This window comes from Thermosyntropha tengcongensis (assembly GCF_055381335.1).
The window spans coordinates 1,138,455-1,163,944 of the sequence record NZ_AP042437.1; the positions used below are offsets into that span (position 1 = coordinate 1,138,455).

21 protein-coding genes, 1 tRNA gene and 1 other annotated feature are annotated in these 25,490 nt (G+C 39.6%); of the genes, 5 read left to right on the plus strand and 17 right to left on the minus strand.

The window, feature by feature from the left end:
* Positions 1 to 19 precede the first annotated feature (19 nt).
* Complete coding sequence (locus ACZ42E_RS05430) at positions 20 to 1,141, minus strand: TSUP family transporter (protein WP_464893431.1); 1,122 nt, start codon at positions 1,139 to 1,141, stop codon at positions 20 to 22.
* A gap of 227 nt (positions 1,142 to 1,368) precedes the next feature.
* Between ACZ42E_RS05430 and ACZ42E_RS05435 the strand changes: the two genes are divergently transcribed.
* The 3 genes from ACZ42E_RS05435 to ACZ42E_RS05445 all read left to right on the plus strand — a co-directional run bounded on the left by ACZ42E_RS05435 (position 1,369) and on the right by ACZ42E_RS05445 (position 5,260).
* A complete protein-coding gene (locus ACZ42E_RS05435; protein WP_464893432.1) occupies positions 1,369 to 2,874 on the plus strand; it encodes a methyl-accepting chemotaxis protein in 1,506 nt (501 codons plus the stop codon).
* Between the two features lie 293 nt (positions 2,875 to 3,167).
* Positions 3,168 to 5,105 carry an AMP-dependent synthetase/ligase gene (locus tag ACZ42E_RS05440; protein ID WP_464893433.1) on the plus strand — a complete coding sequence of 646 codons (1,938 nt, stop codon included), beginning with the start codon at positions 3,168 to 3,170 and terminating at the stop codon, positions 5,103 to 5,105.
* 79 nt (positions 5,106 to 5,184) lie between these two features.
* Positions 5,185 to 5,260, plus strand: a tRNA-Ala gene (locus ACZ42E_RS05445).
* A 145-nt stretch (positions 5,261 to 5,405) separates the two neighbouring features.
* Here the strand turns inward: ACZ42E_RS05445 and ACZ42E_RS05450 are convergent.
* Positions 5,406 to 6,557: a methyl-accepting chemotaxis protein gene (locus tag ACZ42E_RS05450; RefSeq protein WP_464893434.1), complete on the minus strand. Its 1,152-nt coding sequence runs from the start codon at positions 6,555 to 6,557 to the stop codon at positions 5,406 to 5,408.
* 504 nt (positions 6,558 to 7,061) lie between these two features.
* Between ACZ42E_RS05450 and ACZ42E_RS05455 the strand changes: the two genes are divergently transcribed.
* Positions 7,062 to 8,426 carry an acetyl-CoA hydrolase/transferase family protein gene (locus ACZ42E_RS05455; protein ID WP_464893435.1) on the plus strand — a complete coding sequence of 455 codons (1,365 nt, stop codon included), beginning with the start codon at positions 7,062 to 7,064 and terminating at the stop codon, positions 8,424 to 8,426.
* Between the two features lie 108 nt (positions 8,427 to 8,534).
* Here ACZ42E_RS05455 and rlmD read toward each other — a convergent pair whose 3' ends face one another.
* From rlmD to ACZ42E_RS05530, 15 genes are all read right to left on the minus strand, one after another.
* Complete coding sequence (gene rlmD, locus ACZ42E_RS05460) at positions 8,535 to 9,773, minus strand: 23S rRNA (uracil(1939)-C(5))-methyltransferase RlmD (protein WP_464893436.1); 1,239 nt, start codon at positions 9,771 to 9,773, stop codon at positions 8,535 to 8,537.
* Positions 9,774 to 9,850: 77 nt separating this feature from the next.
* Positions 9,851 to 10,432, minus strand: coding sequence for an indolepyruvate oxidoreductase subunit beta (locus tag ACZ42E_RS05465; protein ID WP_464893437.1), 582 nt, complete (start codon positions 10,430 to 10,432; stop codon positions 9,851 to 9,853).
* A gap of 2 nt (positions 10,433 to 10,434) precedes the next feature.
* Positions 10,435 to 12,180 (minus strand): indolepyruvate ferredoxin oxidoreductase subunit alpha, encoded by a 1,746-nt coding sequence (gene iorA / locus ACZ42E_RS05470; protein ID WP_464893438.1) that lies wholly within the window; start codon positions 12,178 to 12,180, stop codon positions 10,435 to 10,437.
* A 120-nt stretch (positions 12,181 to 12,300) separates the two neighbouring features.
* A complete protein-coding gene (gene yyaC / locus ACZ42E_RS05475; protein WP_464893439.1) occupies positions 12,301 to 12,837 on the minus strand; it encodes a spore protease YyaC in 537 nt (178 codons plus the stop codon).
* Between the two features lie 9 nt (positions 12,838 to 12,846).
* The gene (gene hisC / locus ACZ42E_RS05480; RefSeq protein ID WP_464893440.1) at positions 12,847 to 13,950 is read right to left on the minus strand and encodes a histidinol-phosphate transaminase; all 1,104 of its coding nucleotides are present in this window, start codon (positions 13,948 to 13,950) and stop codon (positions 12,847 to 12,849) included.
* Entirely contained in the window at positions 13,943 to 15,268 is a 1,326-nt protein-coding gene (locus tag ACZ42E_RS05485) for a phenylacetate--CoA ligase family protein (protein ID WP_464893441.1), read from the minus strand. The genes hisC and ACZ42E_RS05485 overlap by 8 nt, the downstream gene beginning before the upstream one ends.
* Positions 15,269 to 15,321: 53 nt before the next feature.
* A complete protein-coding gene (locus ACZ42E_RS05490; protein WP_464893442.1) occupies positions 15,322 to 16,848 on the minus strand; it encodes a sodium:solute symporter family protein in 1,527 nt (508 codons plus the stop codon).
* Positions 16,849 to 16,915: 67 nt separating this feature from the next.
* Entirely contained in the window at positions 16,916 to 17,743 is an 828-nt protein-coding gene (speE, locus tag ACZ42E_RS05495; RefSeq protein WP_464893443.1) for a polyamine aminopropyltransferase, read from the minus strand.
* Between the two features lie 5 nt (positions 17,744 to 17,748).
* The gene (locus ACZ42E_RS05500; protein WP_464893444.1) at positions 17,749 to 18,081 is read right to left on the minus strand and encodes a hypothetical protein; all 333 of its coding nucleotides are present in this window, start codon (positions 18,079 to 18,081) and stop codon (positions 17,749 to 17,751) included.
* Positions 18,078 to 19,454 (minus strand): replicative DNA helicase, encoded by a 1,377-nt coding sequence (locus ACZ42E_RS05505; RefSeq protein WP_464893445.1) that lies wholly within the window; start codon positions 19,452 to 19,454, stop codon positions 18,078 to 18,080. Before ACZ42E_RS05505 ends, ACZ42E_RS05500 begins: the two co-directional genes overlap by 4 nt.
* 45 nt (positions 19,455 to 19,499) lie before the next feature.
* Positions 19,500 to 20,663 (minus strand): DnaD domain protein, encoded by a 1,164-nt coding sequence (locus tag ACZ42E_RS05510; RefSeq protein WP_464893446.1) that lies wholly within the window; start codon positions 20,661 to 20,663, stop codon positions 19,500 to 19,502.
* Positions 20,664 to 20,870: 207 nt separating this feature from the next.
* Positions 20,871 to 22,454, minus strand: coding sequence for an MBL fold metallo-hydrolase RNA specificity domain-containing protein (locus tag ACZ42E_RS05515; protein WP_464893447.1), 1,584 nt, complete (start codon positions 22,452 to 22,454; stop codon positions 20,871 to 20,873).
* A gap of 37 nt (positions 22,455 to 22,491) precedes the next feature.
* Positions 22,492 to 22,968, minus strand: a complete 477-nt coding sequence (locus ACZ42E_RS05520; RefSeq protein ID WP_464893448.1) for a hypothetical protein — start codon at positions 22,966 to 22,968, stop codon at positions 22,492 to 22,494.
* A 147-nt stretch (positions 22,969 to 23,115) separates the two neighbouring features.
* Positions 23,116 to 24,291: an aminotransferase class I/II-fold pyridoxal phosphate-dependent enzyme gene (locus ACZ42E_RS05525; RefSeq protein WP_464893449.1), complete on the minus strand. Its 1,176-nt coding sequence runs from the start codon at positions 24,289 to 24,291 to the stop codon at positions 23,116 to 23,118.
* On the minus strand, positions 24,288 to 24,776 hold the full coding sequence (locus ACZ42E_RS05530) for an Lrp/AsnC family transcriptional regulator (RefSeq protein WP_464891371.1): 489 nt from the start codon (positions 24,774 to 24,776) through the stop codon (positions 24,288 to 24,290). The genes ACZ42E_RS05525 and ACZ42E_RS05530 overlap by 4 nt, the downstream gene beginning before the upstream one ends.
* 59 nt (positions 24,777 to 24,835) lie before the next feature.
* Positions 24,836 to 25,035, minus strand: a binding site (T-box leader).
* A 214-nt stretch (positions 25,036 to 25,249) separates the two neighbouring features.
* On the opposite strand from ACZ42E_RS05530, the gene ACZ42E_RS05535 reads away from it, so the two are divergent.
* On the plus strand, positions 25,250 to 25,489 hold the full coding sequence (locus ACZ42E_RS05535) for a hypothetical protein (protein ID WP_464891372.1): 240 nt from the start codon (positions 25,250 to 25,252) through the stop codon (positions 25,487 to 25,489).
* The last annotated feature ends 1 nt before the right edge of the window (position 25,490 follow it).

Consider the following 25,490-nt stretch of genomic DNA (forward strand, 5'->3'; position numbering starts at 1 on the left):
AATCTGGGGTCTAGATCAGCTAGCCCCAGATAGCCATCTGCAAACCGACAATACAGAGAAGCAATCCTACAAATTTGATGAACATTTCCTGCGGCATATGTTCTATAATTTTTTTCCCCAGCCAGGTTCCTCCTATCATGGCTATCCCCATAAACAAACCTGTAGATGCCGCCTCCCAGCCAATGTTTAAATATTTCTGATAAATTATCGTTTTTACAATATGCATAACTGAGGCAGTAACTGCCTCACTGGCTACATAAGAAACAGGAGGCAGATTTAAAGATAAAAATATAGCTGCTCCAATGGGACCTGCACTGCCTACCAGCCCCGAAAGAAAACCTACCAGCCCTCCTCCTGCCAGCAAGGTTATATTTCCCGGCTTGAATTTGAGCAGGTTAAAGTATTTCATAATTACAAATATTATTATCGCGACCCCTATAATACGGGTAATTAAATGTTTGTCAACCTGGGCAAAAGACCAGGCTCCAGCTACAGCTGCGGGAACTGCTCCCAAAATAAAATACAAAACCGGCTTCCATTTTATTTGCTTAAATCCCATAGCTACACGGGACAGGTTGCCTATCAGCTGAGCTAAAGTCAAAACAGGGACTGCCAGGGTAGTACCAATAGTCTTCGTAAGTAGGGGAAGCAAAAGCAAAGCTCCTCCAAAGCCTGCAGCTCCTGATATCGCAGCAGCCAAAAAGCTGCCCAAAAAAAGCAATACATATTTTATAATACTATCTTTGGTTATGGAAAAATCAAATATGCTCGTTATAATTAAAATGCCAACGGTTATCCAAATAGCTATGATTATTGTACCGGCTATCCAGTTGGCAGGCATCTTTTCATTCAATATATTATGGGCTTCCATTCGGCATTCTTCCATGATATTTGCTGGTATAAGCCTAACTGCCAAAGCAATGCCCAACGGGAGTACTATTAAATCATCTACGTATCCTAATACTGGAATAAAGTCGGGAATCAGGTCTACCGGACTTAAAGCATAGGCAACAATTATAACTATAAGAAACTTTACATACCAGGGAAGGTCCCGCCTTTTACTTGCAACATACAGAGCGACTAACTCGGTTTTTATTTTGGTTTTGCCAGCTGGTGAATGTCTAATTTCCTCATTACCCATTAAAAGTCACCTCAACAATTCTAAAATTCTGCAGAAATTATAATTATAGGCCTTCTTATTCAATAATTAAAATCGAAATTTTAATAATTTTGAAACTTTTTTTCCTGATAAACTGCATAAAAATATAATACAATAAAAATTAGATATATAAGAAATATTTTCATATTCTAGCAGCATTGGCATTTTAATATGCTAGAATAGAAAGCTAACTGGCGGGGGGATGAAAAATGGCGGAACATTATCTGGTAATTAAAAACCGTGAAGAAGGTCACAAAAGATCTTTGATCATAATACCTATAATATCTTTTTTTTCCACCTTACTAGTGTTTGCTTTGGTTCTAACGGGAAGAAATGCCAGGGTATATGGTCTAAAAGAAGCAGTCATGCTGGCATTTGTGATGTGTTTTACCTATCTTGTTGTTTATATGCTCATCAGACTTTTTCCGCATAATTTTTGGAGCAAATATGGTTCGGTAACCTGTTTTGCCCTAAATCTTTTTGCCTTTGATTATGTTCTGCATTTTGCAGGAGATCTGCATATGGTTCTTATGCTTATAGCCCCTTTCAGTATCATATATTTTGATAGGCTGCTTGTAATCTATGCTTACATATTGAGCTGCCTCATGCATGCAATATTGATAGCCAAATTTCCTGGCGATGCAGGAATCAACATGATTGCTACACGTTATTTTAATTATACCTGGGTAGCTTTGATTTCCTATTTTGTAGCTGGAATTTTTGCCAGAACCATGGAAACTGCTGTAGAAAATGATATCAATGCACAAAATTTAAATACCCAGCTTAAAAAAATAGGCAAAGAAGTTGCTGAAAAAGCTGCAGAACTCAACCATTCTCTGGAAACCCTCTTAAATGCTGCTTATTTTACAGGGGAAGCAGCTGATAAAGTGCGTTTAAATGTAGAACAAATAGCTAAGGCTACTAACTCTGAAGCCAGCTGCGCCTCTTCAACCAGCCAGGCAGTAAAACAAATGCTTATGGCATTAAATAATTCCGGAGATAATTTAAACAAAATTAACCAAAAAGCTCAGGATTTTATCAAAGTTATAGAAAATGGGCTTAATATTATTAAAGAGCAAAAATCTTGCAACCAGCTGCACGAAAAATCCATGCAAGCAGTCAAAACCGCAGTAAACAGCCTGCATGGGAAATCGCAAGAAATTCAAAATATTATCCTTACCATAAGCAGCATATCTGATCAAACTAATCTTTTGGCTCTTAACGCTGCTATTGAAGCGGCCAGAGCTGGTGAAGCAGGCAAAGGATTCGCAGTAGTGGCGGATGAAGTTAGAAAACTTGCCGAACAATCTGGAGAAGCAGCTAAATATATATCTGAACTGGTACACGAAATACAAAACAGCATAAACAAAACGGTAATTGAACTGCAAACTGCTGATAAATGCACTTTAGAACAAACAGAGGCTACTGAAAAAACCAGCGCTATCTTTACAGAAATTCAGAAGGGAGCCTTTATAATTAACGATTCCCTACAGGAAATTTCAGCTATGATGGAAGAACTTTTAGCTTCTACCAGCCAAATCGAAGAAAGCGTGGAAAATGTCTCTGCCATTTCAGAAGAAAATGCGGCTGCTACTCAAGAAGTAGCAGAACTTGCTGCAGAACAGGCCAAACAGGTTTCCATCATAATTGAAATGACTGATACTATAAAACAAGAATCCAATTACCTAGAGCTTTTATCAAAGGATCTTAAATAAAAATTTATATAAACCAGATATTGCTCTTAATTTTTACTTTCCTTAAAAAGAAATAAAACCTGGAGTAAAGTCTCCAGGTTTTATATTTTGTAAATTTACTTATCGTAAAATATTAATAATAAATAACTTATAGACAAATATATATTTCGTAATATAATAAAATTATAAAGTTTGATAATTAAAAAATATATAAATTAATTTTCAATAAATAATTTAAAAAATCTAAATTTGTGAATGAAACTTTAGGGCATGCCCTAGTCAGTTTATAATAATTTCAATATTGGGGGGATTATATGGATAACCGACGATTCCAACCTTGGCCCATAATCGACCACTATGTAGAGGTTACAGAAACTATTCCTGAAACATTTATGAACACAGTAAAATATGCAGGCAACCGTACTGCTCATATTTTCAAGGACGGTAATGCCTGGCAAACGATTACCTACTCCGAATGGGACACTATCTCCCGTGAAATCGCCAATGCCTTATTGGCTTTAGGGGTCGAGGTCAATGACAGAAACTGCATTTTTGCACCTACCTGCGCTGCGTGGACGTGGGCAGACATAGGTAATATGATGGCAGGCGGAACTACCGTTACCATTTTTCCTACCCTAAGCAATGATGAGATAGCATATATTATCAACCATTCCGAAGTCAAATTTGCATTTGTTGGCACCCCGGAAATGCTTCACCACCTAAAAAGTCTTTGGCCACAGCTTCCTACTCTTCAGGGTATCATATGCCTTAACGGAGAATATAAAGGAGATGGAGAAAAAACCTGGAGCCTTGAAGAATTTCGCGCCCTTGGCAGATCCTATGCTTCCAGTCACCCGTATGCTCTGGATGAACGCATTTCTTCCTTAAAAGGAAATGATGGAGCTACTATCATTTACACATCGGGTACTACCGGAAAATTGAAGGCAGCACGATTTACGCAAAAAGACTGTGTTTGGGCTATATGGCGTGGACTTAAGATGTGTGCAATAGGTGGCACTCCTATTACTTATGATGATGTATATTTCAATGTCATGCCCCTCGCCCATGTAATGGAACGTACCTACGGATATTTCCTGATTATTGGAGCAGGAGGTGCCATGGGATTTGCCCAAAGTCCCAAAACCATCCTGGAAGACATAGCCTACATACGTCCTACCTGCATGTGCTGGGTTCCTCGCATGTACGAACGTCTGCTCAAGGGTATGGAAACTGTATTCTGCTCTACACCGGAAGGTAAAGCAGCCTGGGAGTGGGCTTTAGAAGTTGGGAAAAAGGTAGTGGCAGCTCGCACTAACGAACGCGGCAAAATAAACATGATACAGGATCCTTTGGAAATCCTGGAAGGACAGCTGCGTGAAGATTACTTGAAAGCCAAAGAACTGGTATTTGACAAAGTACGGGCTGTACTTGGAGGACGTCTGCGATTTTGTGCGGTAGGGGGAGCAAGCCTTAATCCAGAAATCCACTTGACCTGGAGCGCACTAGGTTTTCCTATGCTGAACGGTTGGGGCCTAACTGAAACCATGTGTAACGGCGCAGTAGGGTATGCCAGTGCTGTTAAAATCGGATGGAATGCTCCGCCTTGCCCAGGTGTGGATATCAAAATAGCGGAAGACGGGGAAGCTCTTATTAAAGCTGAAGGGATTATAACCTCTTATTATAACGATCCGGAAGCCAACATAGGAGCATTTACAGAAGATGGCTATTTCCGTACCGGTGATATCATCGAAATGGATGAAGATGGTTTCATCCGGATTATAGACCGCAAAAAAGCTATCGTCGTGCTCGACACCGGCAAAAATGTAGCTCCAGCACGTATCGAAGCCAAAGTACTTGAAAACATGCTGGTTGACCAGATAGTAGTCATTGGAGACAAACGCAAGTACATTACCGCATTGATCGTTCCCAACTGGGACATTATCATTAACATGTTTCGTGCGCAAGGACTTCCTTTCGATGAAAGCCAGCTGGTGTACGAAGAAATTAACGGCTTAACTACCTGTGTTCAGGTGGGACCAGATATTTATGATAATCCAACCGTCATCCAGATGATTGAACAAATTGTGGAAAAGGCCAATAATGATTTGAGCGATTATGAAAGGATAAAGCGCTTTAAAATATTGCCGCGCAAACTAACACAAAGCCGGGGCGAGTTGACACCAACCCAGAAAATTAAAACTCGGGTGGTTATGGAAAGATTTGCCGAGGAAATAGAACAATTGTATTCCTAGGTTATTAAAGCAATACCAGATAAAATAAACAAAAATATGTGGATTAAAAACCGACATATATGTTATTATTACTTAAAAAGGGGGCGTGGCTCAGCTGGGAGAGCACCTCGTTCGCAACGAGGGGGTCGTGGGTTCGAATCCCATCGTCTCCACCAGTAAAATTAAGATAATTTCAAGCACCTCACATGAGGTGCATTTTTATCTTAATTTTATTCTTTTGAATTCTTTACCGAACTTAAGAAATAGTTATTTTACTTTAAAAAGCCTGGAGATTTAGCTCCAGGCTTCTTAGCAAAGTTTTTATAGTTGTTTGGCCACTTCATTGACCTTTTGCGCCATCCCTGCCATTTCCTGCAGAGCAGCACTTATTTCTTCTGTAGCTGCTGCTTGTTCTTCCGTACTCTTCAGAGTCTTTTGCGAAGCTATTTCTGTAGATATGATAGCCTGTTCAATATTTGACGTTATTTCACGTATTTCCAGGACATTCTTTTTGGAACTCTCCGATAATTTCCTTATTTCATCTGCTACGACCCCAAATCCCCTGCCAGCTTCCCCTGCCCTGGCAGCTTCAATGGCAGCATTTAATCCCAGCATTTTAGTCTCTTCTGCTACTTCTTTTGCAAAACCCATAATACGATTTATTTCTTTGGTTAACTCACGTATCTGTTCAATATGTTCATGCAAAGTCCTCTGATTTTGCATAACCTCACTTGCCGATGCAGCTATTTGCTGAATGCCTGCTGAAACTTCGCTTAAATTTTGTCCTAAACTGGTAGCCAAATCTTTCATCTGGGCAGGTAGATCCCTAAAGATTCCTACTCCAAATGTCCCTACAATTTCCCCATCATCAAAAACTGGCTCACATATTACCAAAGCTGGATGTCCATACTTTTCCGGTGGAACCTCAACAGCTATTTTTTTGCCAGTTTCCAATACTTTCGAGGCTATTCCTAAATTATTAACGGATTCCCCAATCTGTACAAACGGGAAATCAGACATCTTTGTCGATACACAACGCTTAATTACTTTTTCTTTATTAGTTACATACATAATGGCCCCTTCTGGAAATAAATCAACTGCGGCCGGTGCAAAAAGATCAAAAGCGGAAGCTATAGGATGTATGCGAGGCTGAGCAATAGCCCAGGCGCCAAGTACTTCTTCTTCATCATCAGACCATAACGGCCCCGCCTGTACCAGGATGCGCTTTCCGTATAGACTGGCCTCAAGCTTGAGCAGTAAAGTTTTTTTCGCTTTTATCACCTGCTCAGCAACTCCGCCTTTTTTGTTGGCTGTACCTACATCGGTTCCCGGCAGATCAAAGCCCAGGCTTTTTTTATGTATTACCTTCTCCCGGTCAGTTACAAATAAGCAGGCCCCATTCGGATAATTTTGGCTCAAATCTTCTAATAAAGATATCAGAGAATCTTTTTCTGAGAACTTAAACTTGTACAAACTTATCCCCCCACGTAAACATTTCAGGTTCTATTTAACCTGTTATAACTTATTAGATCAAACTCATATAAACTTATATAATATAAATTTGCTTACTGTTCCCCCCTTCTTTAGATGGCAACTTCAGAAATTGCTATGTTCATAGGATTTTAGTCTTATTTTGTTTAAAATATTTACATAGAAATTATACTATAATTTTTTATATTTCAACATATTTTGTTTTATATTACGTATTGTCATGTTATTTTTACCAAAAAAAATCTTTTTTTCCCTTTAAATATACTAAACAAAATTTTAATAATTGAAAAGTAATGGTGATAAATAAACTGTAGACAAATATTCGTTTCGTAATATAATAAAATTACATAGTTTTATTAATAACTCATAAAGCTTACAAAAATATCCTAAGGGGGGAAGGGTAAAAACCAAACCATTGACAAAAGGCTGTCAAAAAAGCTGTATAACTTTATTGACGGGGGGACTAAAATGTTTACATCAAAATTAATGAGCAAATATAAAAGTAAATTGATAACTGCAGAACAAGCAGCCCAGCTTGTTAAAAACGGGGATAAGGTTTCATACGGTTCTTTCCACACTAAACCCATCGATTTCGACATCGCTTTAGCCAACAGAATCACTGCCGGGGAAATAACAAAACTTGATATCTGTATAGTTGGTACTATTCCTCCAGTTCCACAAGCATTGCTTAAAATGATAGAAATGAGAGAAAAAGGAGATTTCAAGTACAACACCTCCTGGTTCGGGGTTATTGAAAGAATGACGGCTGATACTGGCGTACCTGCCTTTGTTCCCGTGCAATTTCAGGATGTTATCAAAACCAGAACTGAACCCCTCTGGCATGATTCCCTCAGACGAGATATTGCTGTAATCCAGTGTGCACCCATGGATAATTTCGGCAATTTTAATTTTGGTATAGTCAATGCGCACACCAGGCGGGATTTACTTAACAGCCCCATCAAAATAGTTGAAGTAAACAATAATTTCCCCGTAGTTTATGGCGGAGCCGAAGAACATATCAACATTGATGAAGTTGACTACATAATCGAAGGTTCCAATACCGAAATGTTCTGTCTGCCTGAAATTGAGCCTACTGAAGTAGAGGTAAAGATTGCCCAAAACATAATTCCCCTTATAAGAGACGGAGCATGTCTACAGCTTGGAATCGGCGGAGTTCCCAATGCCATAGGCAAAATGATTGCTGACTCAGATTTAAAAGATTTAGGAGTACATAGCGAAATGTTCTGTGATGCCTTTTATGATCTTTACATGTGCGGGAAAATAACCAATAACAGGAAAATCAAAGACACAGGTAAAAGTGTCTTTACCTTCAGCCTGTGTACTAAGAAAACCATGGAATTCCTGCACAAAAATCCCCTTATGGCATCATATAACGGAGAATATGTAACCGAATACTCAAATATTAAAGCCATAGATAACATGTTTGCCATAAACGCAACCCTTGAAATAGATATATTGGGACAGGCTACCTCGGAAACTATAGGACAAATGCAGTATTCGGGAACTGGAGGAGCATTAAGCTTTACCTGGGCAGCCTATGAATCAAAAGGCGGAACGGCTGTATTATGCCTCCCTTCCACTTATACTGACAAAGATGGCAAACTCCACTCCAAAATAAAAGCCAGCCTGACTCCCGGATCAGTAGTAACTATTCCTCGTTCAGTAATAAGTACAGTGGCTACTGAATACGGAATAGCCAATATCAAAGGGCTTCCTCTCTGGGCAAGAGCTGAAAAACTTATCAACCTGGCACATCCTGATTTCCGGGATGAACTGGTGGCAGAAGCTGAAAAAATGAAAATATGGAGAAGATCCAATAAAATAGAATAAATAATCCTAAGAAATATTTAAGGCCTGCAAAACCTTAAGGTTTTGCAGGCCTTATTTTGAATATGTCAATTCGTACCAATGTATAATTTATGTTTCCAGCAAAATTTATTATTTTTTCGCCATTAAAGCCACATTTTCTACATGATATGTCTGGCTGAACATATCAAAAGGCTGAATTTCTATAACTTTATATCCCCCTGACTCTAAAAGGTTAAGATCCCGGGCCAGGGTAGCTGGATTGCAGGAAACATAGACTATTTTTTCGGGGGCAGCCTTTATTAAAGAAATAACTACTTCTTTTTTAAGACCACTGCGCGGTGGATCAACTATTGCTACATCAAATTTTTCTTTACGGGAAGGAAGGATTTTTTCACAGTCACCAGACAAGAAGCGGCAGTTTAAGAGCTGGTTATTATGTGCGTTATACTGGGCATTTCGCACAGCTTCCCGGTTGTTTTCTATGCCTAAAACTTCTCCCGCTCTGTCTGCCAGCGAAATTCCTATGCTCCCTACTCCGCAGTAAGCATCAAGAAGGGTTTCTTTCCCATTCAGGTTTAAATATCTTTTGATAAAATCTATTATTTTTTCATTTTGTTCGCGGTTTACCTGAAAAAAACTTACCGGCGATAAGCGGAAAATATTATTGCCTATTTTTTCTTCCAGATATAAATCACCATAGAGGTGAATCAATTTTTTTCCCTGATAACAATATATAGAGTCTGCTTCATCTTTTAAAAAAGGTAAAACTTTGTCTTTTGCGAAAGGTGACAAATTGAAAACCAGCATTATCTTCCGGTTATACGAGGACTGCCTTATGATTATTTCCCCTTTTCCTTCATACTTAATATCTTTAAGCAAGCGGCTTATCTTCTGACTTATTTTTTCCATATCCTCTTTAATGAGCAAACAGGTATTAATCGGCACCAGATTATGGCTTTCCAACTGGTAATACCCTAACTTTTCATTCTCTACATGCCAGGTAACTTTATTGCGGTATCGATAAGGAAAGCTGCTTTTTTCCACCTCATTTATTTTACAGTCTATTTTGCCTATTCTGTTTATCGCATCACTTACTATCTGCCTTTTCAAGCGCATTTGTTCTTCATAACCCACATGCTGAAAACTGCATCCTCCACAGGTATAGTAATGAGGACATAAAGGTTCCGTACGGTGAGGAGAAGCATTAATTATTTTTTCTAACCTGCCGTAGGCATAGTTTCTTTTGTCTTCTATTACAGTAAGCTCAATTTCTTCTCCTGGCAGAGCAAAAGGGACAAAAACCGCCTTGCCGTCAATCCTGGCCACCCCTTCACCTTTATGGGTAATCCCTGTAACTTTTGCCTGCAAATTCTTTCCTCCTATTTAGTGAAAATTGCAAAAACCAAATGAAAGAGCGGAAAGTTTTACCCTCCGCTCCCTAAATTTTATAATATTTTCAAGCCCTCGTGAAAAGCTTTCAGGTTTATATCCACAAACTTGCGAGGAACTATGGCCGTTATCGCCTTTTCCACTTCTTCTACCGGCAATTCCATCACTTTGCTCAATACCCCTACCAGAACTACATTGGCTACTTTAATATCCCCGCATTTTAAAGCTATATCGCTGGCATTTACTTTTAAAGTGGAAGGAACCACTTCCCTTATCTTATCAATTATATCCACTGGATATTTGGCTTTACCGCTCATAACCGGCAGGGGATCTATCCTTTCATCGTTTACAATCAATATGCCATTCGGCTTAAGGTATTCCAGCCACCTAGCTGCTTCGATTTTTTCAAATCCTAAAATAATATCGGCATCTCCTTTTTTTATTATAGGTGAATATACCTTTTCTCCGTATCTTACCTGGGAAACCACGCTTCCGCCCCGTTGAGCCATGCCGTGCACTTCCGAAACTTTAACATCATATCCCATCTGTACTGCTACCTGGGCAATTATGCGGCTGGTTAAAAGGGTTCCCTGTCCCCCTACTCCTACTATCAATATATTTTTTACTTCTCTACTCATGTTTATCCCTCCACAATCTTGATAGCGTCAAATTTACATATTTGAGGACAGAGGCCGCAGGCAACACAGGTATTTAAATTTATGCGCGCTTTTTTGGCATCATCATCAAAATATACTCCCGTGCATCCTACCCTTACACACTGCTTGCATCCGGTACAAAGCTCATCGTCAATACAGTATTTGATCCCGGTATCCCTGTTGTATTTCTTCAAAAGAGCACACGGGCGTTTGGTTATTATAACTGAAGGGGCCTCCCGGTTAAGTTCTTCATCTAAAGCCTGCTCTAATTCAGCAAGATTTAAAGGATCAACTATTCTCACATGTTCTATACCTACTGCCCTGACTAAAGCAGGTAAATCAAGTTTATAGGTAGGCTCATTTTTTATGGTGAGACCAGTAGCTGGATGCTCCTGATGGCCTGTCATGGCAGTAGTATCATTATCCAGTATCATGACAGTGGAAACCCCTTTGTTATAAACAACATCTATAAGAGCAGTTATCCCTGAGTGAACAAATGTAGAATCGCCAATCACAGCTACAGTCTTTTTAGCAAATTCACGTCCCCGCGCTTTTTCTATTCCTAATGCCGTGCCTATACTGGCTCCCATACATATACAGGCATCCATGGCTTCCAGGGGACTCAAGGCTCCCAGGGTGTAACATCCTATATCCCCCATTACTACCAACTTTTTCTTGCGCAGGGTATAAAATACTCCTCTATGGGGACATCCAGGACACATAAGCGGAGGCCGAGGAGGAACCTGGGGAATGTTATCACTGGTAAATGGCTTTATCCCCTTTATTCTTTCCTCAATAAGTTCCGGACTGTATTCACCAAGCAGTGAGAACAGCTCTTTACCTTCCACTTTAATCCCCATTTCTTTTACCTGTTCTTCAATTACAGGTTCCAGTTCTTCCACTACTATCAACCTGTCCACTTTTTCGGCAAAAGTTCTTATCATTTTTTCCGGTAAGGGATTGGTAATGCCAAGTTTTAATACCGAAGCTTCCGGTAAAACTTCTTTTACATACTGATAAGGAATGCCGCTGGTTATAATACCCAGGCTTGTATCTCCCCACTCAATACGGTTAAGGGGAGTATTTTCAACATATTCCTTTAATTTGAGCATTCTTTTTTCTACTTCTACATGCCTTAACCTTGCATAACCTGGAAGCATCACAAATTTCTCTGCATTTTTCTTATATTCTTTGAGGGGAACTATTTCCCGTTCCCCTTCTTCCACCATAGTCTGGGAGTGGGAAAGACGGGTAGTAACCCTTAACATAACCGGAGTATCAAATTCTTCACTCAAGGTAAAAGCCAATCTGGTAAAATCCTTGGCTTCCTGGCTGTCAGAAGGCTCTAAAACCGGTAGTTTGGCAAAACGTCCATATCCGCGGTTATCCTGCTCATTCTGGGAAGAATGCATGCCCGGATCATCAGCAGAAACCAGAACTAATCCCCCATTAACACCGGTATAGGAAAATGTATACAGAGGATCGGCAGCCACATTAACCCCCACATGCTTCATGGCTACCAGTGTGCGAGCACCGCCAATGGAGGCTCCTATACCTACTTCCAGTGCTACTTTTTCATTAGGTGCCCATTCTGCATATACACCTTCAAACTTGGCAAAATTGCTTACAATCTCTGTACTTGGAGTACCAGGATAAGCAGCTGCCACTGTAGCCCCTGCTTCATATGCCCCCCGTGCAATAGCTTCATTACCTAACATCAATCTCTTCATTATTCTCCTCCCTTAACCCCTGTATTACATAGAAGCAGCCTTCTATCTGACGATAGAAGGCTCATATTTCTCAAGTTATTTGGCATGATAATACCACAACTTATATGCGGTGTAAATAATTTATCCCCGGTTTGTATACCAGAAAGCTATAGCCCTGCTTAATATTCTTGCCATGTGGTAAACATGCTTTATGCTTCCAGGCTTCAGGCTGGATAAATTTTTATAACTCAGCTTTTCACCGACTATACCTGTTATGGCAACCTGCCCTACTGGGGGAAGTCTTTTATCCAGGGCTTTTCCCGGCAATATGGGGCCTTCCCTTATTTTTATCATGCCTAAATCATCAATATGGCCCAATGAAGCATCAATAGCAACCGTTACATACCCGCTGCCATATTCTTTTTCTATTCGTTTCATACAGTCAACTATATTGCCAGAGTTTACAGGCTCATCCAGAGTACCATAAAGAATTATTCCCGGGGTTATTTCTTTTAGCATGGTACCTGTCAAAGGGCCAAAGCAATCAAGTATATGACGGTCAGAACCTATACATACAAATACAGGCTCTGCTTTATATATAAGAAACATTTCCTGTAAAACATCCGCAATGCCCTTTATGACATCAGGTTCAGAGTAGTGTTTCTCCAACCAGTACATGGAAAACTTCTATTCTCCCAGTACTTTTTTTAAACCTTCAATAAACCGCTTATTTTCTTCAGGAGTGCCAATGGTTACCCTTATAAAAGTGGGGAATCCGAAAATATCACCGGTTCTGATTATGATCCCCATTTGCAGAAGCTTTCTAAACACTTCCCGGCAGTCCTTGCCTGTATCAACGAAAATAAAGTTAGCCTGCGTTGGGACATATTTCAAACCCATTTTTTCAAACTCAGAATACAGGTACTTTTTGCCTTCCAGGTTTAACTGCCGGCTCTCTTCCAGATGCTCGTTATCATCTAAAGCTGCCTCGGCAGCCACCTGAGCCAGAAGATTTACATTAAACGGTTCAGTTACCCTTTCGATAGCCTGGGCTATAGAAGGAGTAGTAAGTCCATAACCTACTCTAAGTCCAGCCAAACCATATATTTTAGAAAAGGTTCGAAAAACAATGGCATTTCTTCCTGCTTTTACATATTCTATCCCACTCATATAATCAGGTGCATCTACATATTCAAAATAAGCCTCATCAAATACTACCAGGATATCTTCCCTTATCCTGCTCATAAAATTTTCGATTTCTTTACGGGTGGAATAAGTACCGGTAGGATTATTAGGATTACATATATATACTATCTTAGTCCGGTCAGTAACCATATCCAGCATGGCTTCCAAATCATGGCGAAAATCTTTTAAGGGTACTGGAATACATTTAGCCCCCATTATGGTAGCTGTAAATTCATATTCCACAAATGAAGGATCCCCAAAAATAACTTCATCTTCAGGAGTTAAAAAAGCCTCTGCTAAAAGCTTTAAAAGTTCATCAGAACCGTTCCCTATAACAATACAATCTTCGTTGATATTGTTGAATTCTGCCAGTTTTTTCTTTAGATAAAAATTATTGCTGTCGGGATAGAAATGTATTTTATCAAGGGTCTCCTTAATCTTTTCTACTGCCAGCGGCGAAGGCCCCAGAGGATTCTCATTGGATGCCATTTTTATAATATCTTCAATACCCAGCTCCCTTTTTACTTCTTCAATAGGTTTTCCCGGCACATAAGGCTTTAATCTAAAAATTTCTTTTCTGGCTTTCTTTTCCACAAAATTATTCACCCTGCAAACCTCCCTGATTATTGCGCAAGTCTATGACCCGTTTAGCCTTGCCAGCTGTTCTTTCTATGCTGTGCGGCTCTACCAGCTTTATTTTTGGATTAAGCGATAAAGTCTTATAAAGCTGTTGACGCAGGTTTTCCTCAATCTGTTCCAGATCGCTGAAGCGGTCAGTAAATATATTTTCCGATACTTCAACCCTTATTTCAATATCATCCAGGAAGCCTTTCTTGTAAACTATTATTTGGTAATGCGGTTCCAAACCTTCTATATTCATGAGTACACTTTCGATCTGGGACGGGAAAACATTAACCCCTCTTATAATAAGCATATCATCCGTTCTGCCGGTAATCTTGCTCAGCCTTGCAGTAGTGCGCCCACATGCACAAGGCTCATAAGTGATGGAGCTTATATCTTTGGTGCGGTACCTTATAACCGGAAGAGCTTCCCGGCATAAGGTAGTGATTACCACTTCCCCTTTTTCTCCTGGAGGAACCGGTTCTAAAGTCACCGGATCGATTATTTCCACTATAAAATAATCTTCCGCCACATGCTGACCACATATAAGCTCACATTCTCCTGAAAAGCCGGGACCTCCTATCTCACTCAGGCCATAATTATCAGTAGCCAGCATTCCCCATCTTGCTTCTAACTCTTTACGGTATTCTTCCGAACAGGCTTCCCCTCCAAACAATCCCACCCGCACCTTTAAGTCGTTTTTGGGATCTATACCCATTTTCATGGCCACTTCCGATAAATGAAGGGCATAAGTAGGCGTACTCACCAGGGCAGTAGTGCCAAAATCCTTCATTATCATTATCTGTTTTTCTGAATTACCTCCGGAAATAGGTATTACCGTGGCCCCTACCTTTTCCAGGCCATAATGCAGTCCGTGAGCTCCAGTAAAAAGTCCATAACCAAAAGCTATCTGAGCCACATCTTCTTCAGTAACCCCTGCCATGGTAACCATGCGTGCTACCAGTTCTGCCCAAATTTCAAGGTCGTTTCTGGTATAACCAACTACCGTAAGTTTGCCGGTAGTGCCGGAGGAAGCATGTATCCGCACTACATCCTTCATAGGTACTGTAAACATGCCGAAAGGATAATTTTCCCGGAAGTCATCCTTTACGGTAAACGGCAGTTTTGTTATATCACTAAGGCTCTTAAAATCTTCCGGCCTAAAACCTATTTCATCAAATTTTCTGCGATAAACCGGGGAGTTTTGGTAAACCCTGTGCAGGGTTTCCTTAAGCCGGGTAAGCTGCAGTTTCTCCAATTCCTCCCGCGGCATACATTCTGCATCTCTGTTCCATATACGCATACAATATCCTCCCACATCTTCTCCATCGTGTTATTTTCCCACTATATCAAACATTAATTTTCCCACGCCAGTTCTTCTTTGCCATAAATCCTGGCTATATGTTCTTCTGAGTATTCGGGAGTAACCAGGCTTACTGCCGGCACCACAATTAACGGCACTAACATGGCCAGCGCTCCAAAAAACGGAGTTCCCAGTTGCTGTAAAGCTGTTATCCATGAATTATTCATAAACTGGGGCATCCAGTTGATAATGAAATATCCGCTGACTGATATTAAAACTCCGGTTACCATTCCTGCCCAGGCACCAGCACGCGTAGTCCTCTCCCAGAATAGACCATATAAATAGGGAGCCAGAAAAGCACCGGCCACCGTTCCCCAGGAAAGGGCCATAAGAGTCAGTATTATTCCCGGCGGGTTCAAGGCAATCCACAAGGAAAGTCCTACAAAAACTACAAATAATAAGCGCATAAGCTTCATGGCTTTTTCTTCCTTTATGTTCGGGAAAAGGGCTCCTTTTACCAGATCAATTGTTACAGTAGAACTGGAAACCAAAACCAGACCTGACAAAGTAGACATAGAAGCTGCCAGAACCAAAAGGAGTATCAGTACGGCAACCGTTTCCGGCAAAGCCTGATTTATAATGTTGGGCATCAAAAGGTCTGGTGAAGGTTTGCCGTTTAATACCGGCAGCTCTTTGAAAAACAGATGGCTTAAGGAGCCGGAAAAATATGCTCCACCTGTTATAACCAGGGCAAAAATACTGGAAACTACCGTTGCACGAGGAATTACTTCAGTATTTTTTATGCCGTAAAATTTCTGCAGCATCTGGGGCATGCCCCAGGTACCAAGGCTGGTCAATATAATCAGGGAAATAAGTCCCAATGCCCCACCCGGGCCAACAGGAGCAGCAAGCCTGGGATCAACTGCCTTTAACGCACTTACGCTGTTTAAAATGCCGCCCACCGCTTCATGCCCGGAAATATAAGATACCATTACTATTACCCCTGCCAGCATAACCAGTCCCAAAACCAAATCAACCAAAGCAACAGCTATATAACCGCCTAAAACCAGGTAAACAGCGGTTAATACGGTCATCATTACCAGGGCAGCAACGTAGGGTACATGAAAAATCTGTTCAAAAAGATAGCTTAATCCCATAAAAACAGAAGCAGAATAAGGAATGAAGAAAATAAATATTATCATACTGGCAAATATCTTCATATTGGTTGAATTGTAGCGGGCTTCAAGAAAGGAAGGCATCGTAAGTACATTTAAGCGGCTGCTCATCTCTCTGGTTCTGGTAGCCAAAATTTTCCACGCCAGAAGGGTACCTATAATCGTGTTGCCAAGAGCAATCCACAAGGCTGATAATCCATAACCCCAGCCCACTTTTCCGGCAAAACCGATAAGCAGTACAGCAGAAAAGTAAGTAGTACCAAAAGAAAAAGCCGACATCCAGGGGCCAATACTTCTTCCCCCCACCACAAAATCATTAATGGTAGCAGCTTTACTGCGGCTATAAAGGCTCAAACCTATAATAACCGCAATAAAACATGCTACCATCATCATTTTCATCATCATTTCTACCATCCTCCCGTCTAACTTTTTTAATTTTTTATAGCCTTCCTGCTCTCACCCTACCATACTGCTACAGCATTTCCCTTATAAAATTAGGTAAGGCAAATGCTGCGGTATGAACAGATTCATTGTAATATTTTAAACCATCAACAAGCTTTTTGTCATCAGGAAATTTGCCAGGTTTATATTTTTTGCTCCCTATAGTAAATGACCAGGGTCCACTTACATAAGTCATACAGGTAGTAAGATATACAAATTTATGCAAAAATACTTCTTTTAAGTAGCGCTGCACCTTTAAAAAGGCTTCTTTAAAGAAAACAGGGGACTCCGACTGTACTACTATCATTCCATCATCATGCAAAGCTTTATAGGCATCCTTATAAAAGTCTAATCCAAAAAGTTCAACTGCAGGCCCCACCGGGTCTGAAGAATCAACGATGATTATGTCATATTTTTCATCGGTTTCTTTTACATACTTTATTCCGTCTTCAATGAAAAGCCTTGCTTTAGGATGCTCAAAAGCACATGCCACTTCCGGGAAATATATTTTGCTGTTTTCTACCACCCTTTCATCTATCTCTACCATATCTACCCTCTTTACTTCTTTATGTTTCAATACCTCCCTTAAGGTTCCACCGTCCCCTCCACCTATGATAAGGACTTTTTCCGGATGGGGATGAGTATACATTACCGGATGGACTATCATTTCATGATATATAAACTCGTCTTTTTCCGTAATCTGTACCGCTCCATCCAAAACCAGCGCCTTCCCCCATTCCAGGGTTTCTACCACAGCCAATTCCTGAAAAGGTGTTTTTTCTTCATTCAATATTCTGGTTATTTTCCAGCCCACCTTATATCCATCAGTATGCTTTTCCTCTATCCAATATTCACCCATATTCTCTAACCTCCTAATTCAAAGCCTTTTTCATATTTTGCCAGTAGTGTTCGTATATTATCAACCATTTCTTTTAATGAATCCTCATCCTTAAGATCAGCAGCAAGCAGCAGTTTTTTTATCTCTTCATCCAATAAACCATCTTTATCTCTTTTAAGCCATAAATATAAGACCTCGGTTAAAGGCAAACTTTTTTTGTCTATAATAATAAGTTCCAGCAAATTCAACAGAAAATACATTTCTTCATCGCTCAAATTCTGCTTTAAGGCCAAATCTACAATAAGGGTAGCCGTTTCATCATATATTTTTTTTATCCTATCCCGTTCCTTCTGGTTCATAGCTGTATCCTTTCTGCATCCTTCATAATCTGTCTCTTTAAATCAAACTGTATGGGCAGAAGGACTCCGCTTCTTCCATCGCGGTTTTTCTCAATAGAAATATAATAATTAGGGTTAAGATATTTTTTTAACTCCTCATTTTCTGCCAGTTCTTCCTTTGGAATAGGACTTAGCCTCAGCATCAAATCACATTCATTTTTCATGCGCTTGGCTCCCTGCAGGGTACCATCAGGATTAAGCTGTACCAGACACATGACCACAATTTGCAAATTCTGTGCTAAAACCTTCTGGGTCTTTACAATTTGTTCAAGTATCTGCCATTCAGAAAGCCTCGGATCATATTTTTCCATTCTTCCCACGTAGTCTATTATCATCATATCAATATTTTTCTGAGCTTTAAATTTACGGGCTATGGAAACAGTTTTTTCCGGAGTAAGATTGGGGCAGGGATAAGAATAAAAACCGCTGTCTCTCAGTTTAGAATAGGCATTAAAAACAATTGATAATTCGGTTTCATTTATATCCCCTTTACGTATGCGCTCATGCTCAATCCCGGATAAAATGGAACCCCAGCGCAAAGCTATCTGTACCCTGCTCATCTCTGTATTGAGGTAAAGCACTTTTTTCCCCGCATCAACAGCTACCGCTTTGGCGGTATGTAAAGCAAATGCTGTTTTCCCATGTCCGGTTTGCGCTCCCAATATAACCAGATCTCCAGGTTTATAGCCAAGTGTTATGTTATCAAGGCTGGAAAACCCGGTAGGAAGCCCTTCTAATGGCAATACCCCTTTATTAAGTTCCTTGATCTCCTTATAGCGCAAAAATCTTTTTTCAACTTCCTCATAGCCTAATCTGGCAAGATCTTCCGGACTATCAATCTTATCATCTACATCTAAAGCAGTAAGGTTGGTAAGCTCTTCCTCTGCTGCCAGCAGGATATCTTCCACGTCGCTTTCCGGGTTTTCATAAAGTATATTATAGCTTCTTCTTAAAAAAGCTTCGAATCTTCTGAGCCGCGATTTATCTTTTACCCTTTTGATCCAGTATTTGATATTTTCATCATCAATATAATGTTCTGCTATATACTTTAATTCTTCTATATCCTGGGGATTGGTAAGTATCCCTAAAGCATGTCCCTCTTTAAGTATTTCAACATAGGTAGGTTTAATCTCCCTTTCATAAAGGCTGCATGCCAATTCAAATATGGTAGCATGTTTGGGAGAATAAAAATCGGCTGCTACCAGGGAAGAATGAGCTTCAATACAGGCTTCTTCGGCATGGAGCATAGCAGATAAAACCCGTCGCTCACTTTCTAAATCATACAAATACTCCTGAATTTTATCATAACTTCTGGCCAGCAAAATTATCACCACCAAATCAAAAACGGGATTTATTATCCCGTTTCCTCTATCTAATAATTATACATTACTTTTCAACTGTTCCAAGGCAGCAGGAGGAATATATATCTCATATTCCGCATCCAATCTGGATTTTTTTTCCCCTTTGGCAGAAGATTTTTCATTTTTATTTTTAGCTTTAAAATCACGTATCTCTTTTTCAGCATCTTCGACTGTCCTTATTTCCTTGCGCAGCCAGTTGCTGAGAACACTATCTATGTATTCCAGGCCTCCATTTTTGGTACGCTGGCACATAATCTCCCCGGCCTTCATTATCATAGCATGACTGAATCCCCAATCATATCTCCATTTATAATAGATGCGCTTGCGTGCTTCTGCTGTCATGTCAATACCCGTAAAATTGCCGAATTCAATTATTTCCGGGTCAAACTGCTTCATCCTGGCTGCCACATTTTTCTCCAGATCAACATATTTTTCAAAATAAAGTCCCATACCTTCCACAGTATTTATGCTGTATTCCTTAAGATCGCGTGCAATCCTGGTTATTTCCCGGGGATTATAAATATTTCTTTCAAAACATAATTCCAGCATGCACAATAAAAATTCCGGGGTAAAGGAAAGCTCATTAAGCCACTTTTTAAGCTCATTAGACATTTTTACACTTAAGAGATTGCCTGTCTTGCGAGCTATGAAATCTGCCACTTTTCTGTAATTTTCATCTTCATTGCTAAAATTACCAAGGCCTAAAGAGACACCAGCATCTTTCTCTTCCAGCCTGGCTTCCAAAGCCTTTATCTTCTCTTCGTAATTTCTTATCAGAGTTTCCATTTCTTTAAGCTTAATTTCATCCTCAGTTACAGGGAACAGTTCAGGATGGTCCCTTAAAATAAGAGCTTCCATTTTGGCCATGAGGGGTTCCAGATATATCTCTTTATCATTAAAAGAAGCCTTGTCATCTTTTATCTCTATCAAATTCATCTTGCTTAAGCGGCTTATCTTTTTAGCAAGTTTCTGCTTGCTGAGAGAGGGGCAAACATTCAGTACCTGTCCTGCAGTTATCCCTGTACGGTATAACGGTTTGGAATTTTCAATGGCATAAAAAATTGCCGATAACACACCAATATCTTCCATGTCTAAATCCAGTTCTTTAGAATAAGAAAAAATAACCCCCGGAATACAGGCATAACCCCAACGCATCATTTCCAATGAAGCACATTTATCCATAGTTATCTCTGGCTCCCATCACACGAAGTAAGATGATTATATCACCCTGACTCCCCTGCCAACAAACATCCAATATTTTAATTTTAAAAAGATTAAAGAACTGAACCTGCTAAAAATTTAAAAAAATGAACATTTTGCATTAAATATAGGCTTGACTAACCAAAATGCCGATTTATTAATGGGAACCAGGTCTATGTCGGAAATTCATCATTGCAAAACCTGCTTTATCTTTTCTAAATGACTTATTATTTCATCATAGCTGCCATTTGTCCAGCAATTTCTAAACTTATCATGCAGCTTACGCATAGTGTCAATATATAACTCTTCTGCTTCCAGAGCTTTTCTAATATTATGATTATCAATGCCTGAAGAAGAAGCTGCTTTCTCCTGCTCGCGAGGCAGTTCTACCTCTTCCTGCCATTCCGGTATATAAACAGGTATTCCAAGCTCATCTCTAATGATTTGGGCTAAGGTTAATTGGGCTTCTTCTTCTCCATGTACCAAAAATATTTCTTTAGGCAGGGAAACAAAAGACTTGAGCCAGGAAATTAAACCTTCTTTATCTGCATGGGCAGAATAGGCTTCAATACGAGCTATTTCAGCTTTAACTGCTATCTCTTCCCCGTGTATTTTTACTGCCTTTTCCCCTTCCAGTATTCTGCGTCCCAAAGTTCCTTCTGCTTGATAACCAACAAACAGTATGGTAGACTCCGGCCTCCACAGATTATGTTTCAAATGGTGTTTTATGCGTCCTGCATCACACATGCCGCTTGCTGATATTATAATAGCTCCTCCGTCTATATGGTTCAAAGCTACTGAATCTTCCTGGGTAACCGAAAATTTGAGATTAGGAAGTTTTAGCGGATGTTTGCCTTCAGCCACCAGCCTTCTGGTTTCATAATCATAGTATTCGGTATTTTCCTGGAAAATCTGGGTAGCTGCCACTGCCAGGGGGCTGTCAACATAAATCTTAATGTTAGGATTAAGCAATCCCTGATGATAAAGATGATTCAAGTCATACAATAGATCCTGTGTACGCTCTACAGCAAAGGAAGGAATTATCAGATTTCCTCCCTTGCGCATAGTTTTATCAATAATCTCTTTTAGCTGTTCTTTCCTTTTTTCCACTCCTTCATGGATCCTATTGCCATAGGTAGACTCAAGTATCAGGTAATCAGCACTTTCAATAACTGCTGGATCTTTTATTATAGGCTGATTAGGCTGTCCTAAATCTCCTGAGAAAACAAGTTTTACCTTATGATGATCTTCTTTAATCCATAATTCAACTATATTGGACCCTAATATATGCCCTGCATCACGTAGCCTTATTTCCACACTGTCATGCAGAGGTATTATTTCATCCATATTAAGGGTAACAAATTGTTCCAGGCATTTTAAAGCATCATCTACTCTATATATAGGCTCCAGCAGAGGTTTGCCCGCTCTTTTATATTTGCGATTTTTTCTTTCCACTTCCATTTCCTGTATATGGGCTGAATCAGGCAGGAGTATTTCGGCAAGCTTTTTGGTAGCATGGCTGCAGTATATGGGACCTTTAAAACCTTTTTTGCAAAACTTGGGTACCAAACCAATATGATCAATATGAGCATGAGTCAGGATCAAAAAGTCAACCTTTTCCGGAGGAACCAAAAATTCTCCGTAGTTGCGTTCCTTAATTTCCTTACTACCCTGAAATAGTCCACAATCAACAGCAAAGCGGGTATCTTTAGCATCAATAAGAAAAAAAGCACCGGTAACCGTTTTAGCTGCTCCTAAAAATTTAAGCTTCATCTTCATCCCGCCTTCATTTCATATTTCATAAAATAAATTATACTGCAATTACATGCCGGTTGTCTTTTTTCTTCGCAAATTTTTCATATTGCTGAAATAACTCAATAACTTCATATCTTATCCTGTTGGCATCTCCAGAAGTAAACGCATCTTCTACATTACCAAAATTATTTTGCCCAAATTCCCTGACTATTTCACTGGTATCCAGGTCGTCTATCAGTTCACTGTAGCGGGCATGAATCTCCTCAAATATGCCGTAATAAAGCTCTTTTATTTGCATCATCCTTTTATGAGCCTGCATAATATCAAAATCATCTTTTTCCACTATGTATAAAAGCCTTCTTAAAAGGTTTTGCAGCAGGTTGTTATTAAATATAGCCACCATCAACTCTCTTTTATACTGCCTGGTTAAAAGATATTTTATATATTCAAGACACTCCTTTTGCCCTGCTGGTCCTAAAGCTTGAAAAAGTTTTAACAGTTCAATCTCTTTCAAGGAAAAATCAGGCAACATAAGAAAACCTCCTTTAGCTTTTTTAGCTGCTAAAAGAGGTTTTCCACTCTAAGCCCCGTAATTCCTGCATTTAATTATCGTATAATTCATGCCTTATCTTATACTATTCGCGATATTTCAGCACTTTTTCTGTTTATAAATGGCAGATTATCCTTTTCTATGTCGAGCTAGAAAATTTCCCATCTTTTCAATAGCTATCTCAATATTTTTTATGCTGGCAGCATAGCAGCATCTTATATGTCCTTCCCCATTGGCTCCAAAAGCATTTCCCGGTACCACCGCCACTTTTTCTTCAATCAGCAGCTTCTCACAGAACTCTTCACTGCTCATGCCTGAAACTTTTATGGAAGGGAAAGCATAAAAAGCCCCTTTAGGCTCAAAACAATCCAGACCTATTTCTCTAAAGCCGGAAAGAATTATTTTGCGTCGGTTATTATAGTCATCCACCATCCGGCGCATCTCAGATTCTCCATGCCGCAAAGCCTCAATAGCAGCCATTTGGCTCATTATAGGGGCACACATAATAGTATACTGATGAATTTTAGTCATGGCAGCAATAATATCAGGATGCCCGCAGGCATATCCTATACGCCAGCCAGTCATGGCATATGCTTTAGAAAAACCATTAAGCACAATAGTCCTGTCTCTCATACCGGGAAGAGAAGCTATGGAAACATGACCGCCATTATAGGTAAGTTCAGAATAAATCTCATCAGATATAACTATAAGATCATTTTTTATAATTAGATTTCTCAACTTTTCCAAATCTTCTTTTTCCATTATTCCCCCGGTAGGATTGTTAGGATAAGCCAAAATAAGTATTTTACTCCTGGGGGTAATATATTTTTCTAATACCTCTGGTTTAAGCCGGTATTCATCTTCAAAATAAGTGGGTACTGCAACTGCTTTTCCATAAGCCAAAACCGTCCCCGGAGCATAAGAAACAAAAGAAGGTTCAGGAACCAGCACCTCATCTCCAGGATTTAAAAGGGCCCTTAATGCTAAATCTACTGCCTCACTTACTCCTATAGTTATCAATATTTCCTTTTGTGGAGAATATTCAACCCCGATTTTCCTCTTCATATAGGCGGCTATTTCTTCTCTAAGTTCTAAAAGACCACTGTTGGAAGTGTACATTGTATATCCTTTTTCCAGAGCATAAAAACACGCTTCTCTTATGTGCCAGGGGGTAACAAAATCAGGTTCTCCTACTCCCAGAGAAATAACCCCTTTGGTCTGGGTTACCAGATCAAAAAATTTGCGTATCCCGGAAGGGGGAATAGATTTAACCGTATTGGCCAGATAATTCTGCATGCTGTTCATGGACTTACCACCAACCTTTTATCTTCTTCTGGCTCTTCAAAAATAAAATCGTCCTGTTTATAGCGCTTAAGTACAAAATGGGTAACCGTACTCTGTACCTGTTCCAAAGTGGAAAGGCGGTGAGAGACAAACCAGGCAATATCTTTCATGGTCTCCCCCGTTACCACTACAGAAAGGTCATAAGTTCCACTCATAAGATAAACACATCTTACCTCAGGGAAACGGCATATGCGCTCGGCCACTTTTTCAAAACCTACTTCTCTTTCCGGAGTGACTTTTACATCTATCATAGCAGTAATTCCGTCTTCACCAAGTCTCTCCCAGTTTATTACCGTACTGTAACCTAAAATAATCTTCTCTTTTTCCAGTCTTTCTATAATCTCTCTGATATTTTCTTCATCTTCATCCAATATAGTGGCAATCAGCCTGGGACTCATTTTGGCATCTTTCTCTAAAAGCTTTAAAACCTTCTTTTCCAGTTCCATACTTCTATCCCCCTTCTTATAAAAATCTAATTAATATAAAAAGCTCTCATCCCTTTATAAAAAGGGACGAGAGCTTTACTCCCGCGGTACCACCCTTCTTGGCACAACAAGCCCAGCTTCATTCAGATAACGGGAAAACCGTCCGGTTTAATTCACCGGCGCTCGCAGGTGGCCTTCACTATATAACTGTTACCGGTTTCCAGCTCCCCCGGCTCTCTGGAAACAGCCATATAGCTACTCTTCTGCTCATCGCTTTCTTCTTTATTCAATTGCTATAATCCTAACATAATGGTTTTGTCCCCGTCAACACATGCTTATAAATACTTATTTTTAATTTCCATAAAAAATAATTATATTGCTAATCCCTTAACATTAATTTCACACCAAATTACCCCAAAAATAACAATCTTTTTTTGCACTTTTCGCAGTTAAAATGCATATTATTTTTTAGATTTTATAAGGAGGAATTATAAATGTATACAGCCATAAATTTGAGTATGGAAGAGCAAGAAATCGCCCGTAAGGTCGATACCTATTTCAAAACTTCCCATATGAATTTTCGCGACAAGGTATTTAATGCTTTATTAATTGCCCAGCATGAATTAGAAAGCCATCATTTTTCTACCGAAGACGAAAAACTCAGGATTATACATTTCAGAAATACCCTCTACAATCTGCTCAAAAAACTTAATGCAGAAAATAACACAGAATAAA

Bases quoted from the DNA above. Each gene is read 5' to 3' on its own strand.
- ACZ42E_RS05430 (WP_464893431.1), bottom strand. From the start codon at position 1,141: ATGGGTAATGAGGAAATTAGACATTCACCAGCTGGCAAAACCAAAATA.
- ACZ42E_RS05435 (WP_464893432.1), top strand. From the start codon at position 1,369: ATGGCGGAACATTATCTGGTAATTAAAAACCGTGAAGAAGGTCACAAA.
- ACZ42E_RS05440 (WP_464893433.1), top strand. From the start codon at position 3,168: ATGGATAACCGACGATTCCAACCTTGGCCCATAATCGACCACTATGTA.
- ACZ42E_RS05455 (WP_464893435.1), top strand. From the start codon at position 7,062: ATGAGCAAATATAAAAGTAAATTGATAACTGCAGAACAAGCAGCCCAG.
- ACZ42E_RS05465 (WP_464893437.1), bottom strand. From the start codon at position 10,432: ATGAGTAGAGAAGTAAAAAATATATTGATAGTAGGAGTAGGGGGACAG.
- iorA (WP_464893438.1), bottom strand. From the start codon at position 12,180: ATGAAGAGATTGATGTTAGGTAATGAAGCTATTGCACGGGGGGCATAT.
- yyaC (WP_464893439.1), bottom strand. From the start codon at position 12,837: ATGTACTGGTTGGAGAAACACTACTCTGAACCTGATGTCATAAAGGGC.
- ACZ42E_RS05485 (WP_464893441.1), bottom strand. From the start codon at position 15,268: ATGCGTATATGGAACAGAGATGCAGAATGTATGCCGCGGGAGGAATTG.
- ACZ42E_RS05490 (WP_464893442.1), bottom strand. From the start codon at position 16,848: ATGATGATGAAAATGATGATGGTAGCATGTTTTATTGCGGTTATTATA.
- speE (WP_464893443.1), bottom strand. From the start codon at position 17,743: ATGGGTGAATATTGGATAGAGGAAAAGCATACTGATGGATATAAGGTG.
- ACZ42E_RS05500 (WP_464893444.1), bottom strand. From the start codon at position 18,081: ATGAACCAGAAGGAACGGGATAGGATAAAAAAAATATATGATGAAACG.
- ACZ42E_RS05510 (WP_464893446.1), bottom strand. From the start codon at position 20,663: ATGGATAAATGTGCTTCATTGGAAATGATGCGTTGGGGTTATGCCTGT.
- ACZ42E_RS05515 (WP_464893447.1), bottom strand. From the start codon at position 22,454: ATGAAGCTTAAATTTTTAGGAGCAGCTAAAACGGTTACCGGTGCTTTT.
- ACZ42E_RS05520 (WP_464893448.1), bottom strand. From the start codon at position 22,968: ATGTTGCCTGATTTTTCCTTGAAAGAGATTGAACTGTTAAAACTTTTT.
- ACZ42E_RS05525 (WP_464893449.1), bottom strand. From the start codon at position 24,291: ATGAACAGCATGCAGAATTATCTGGCCAATACGGTTAAATCTATTCCC.
- ACZ42E_RS05530 (WP_464891371.1), bottom strand. From the start codon at position 24,776: ATGGAACTGGAAAAGAAGGTTTTAAAGCTTTTAGAGAAAGATGCCAAA.
- ACZ42E_RS05535 (WP_464891372.1), top strand. From the start codon at position 25,250: ATGTATACAGCCATAAATTTGAGTATGGAAGAGCAAGAAATCGCCCGT.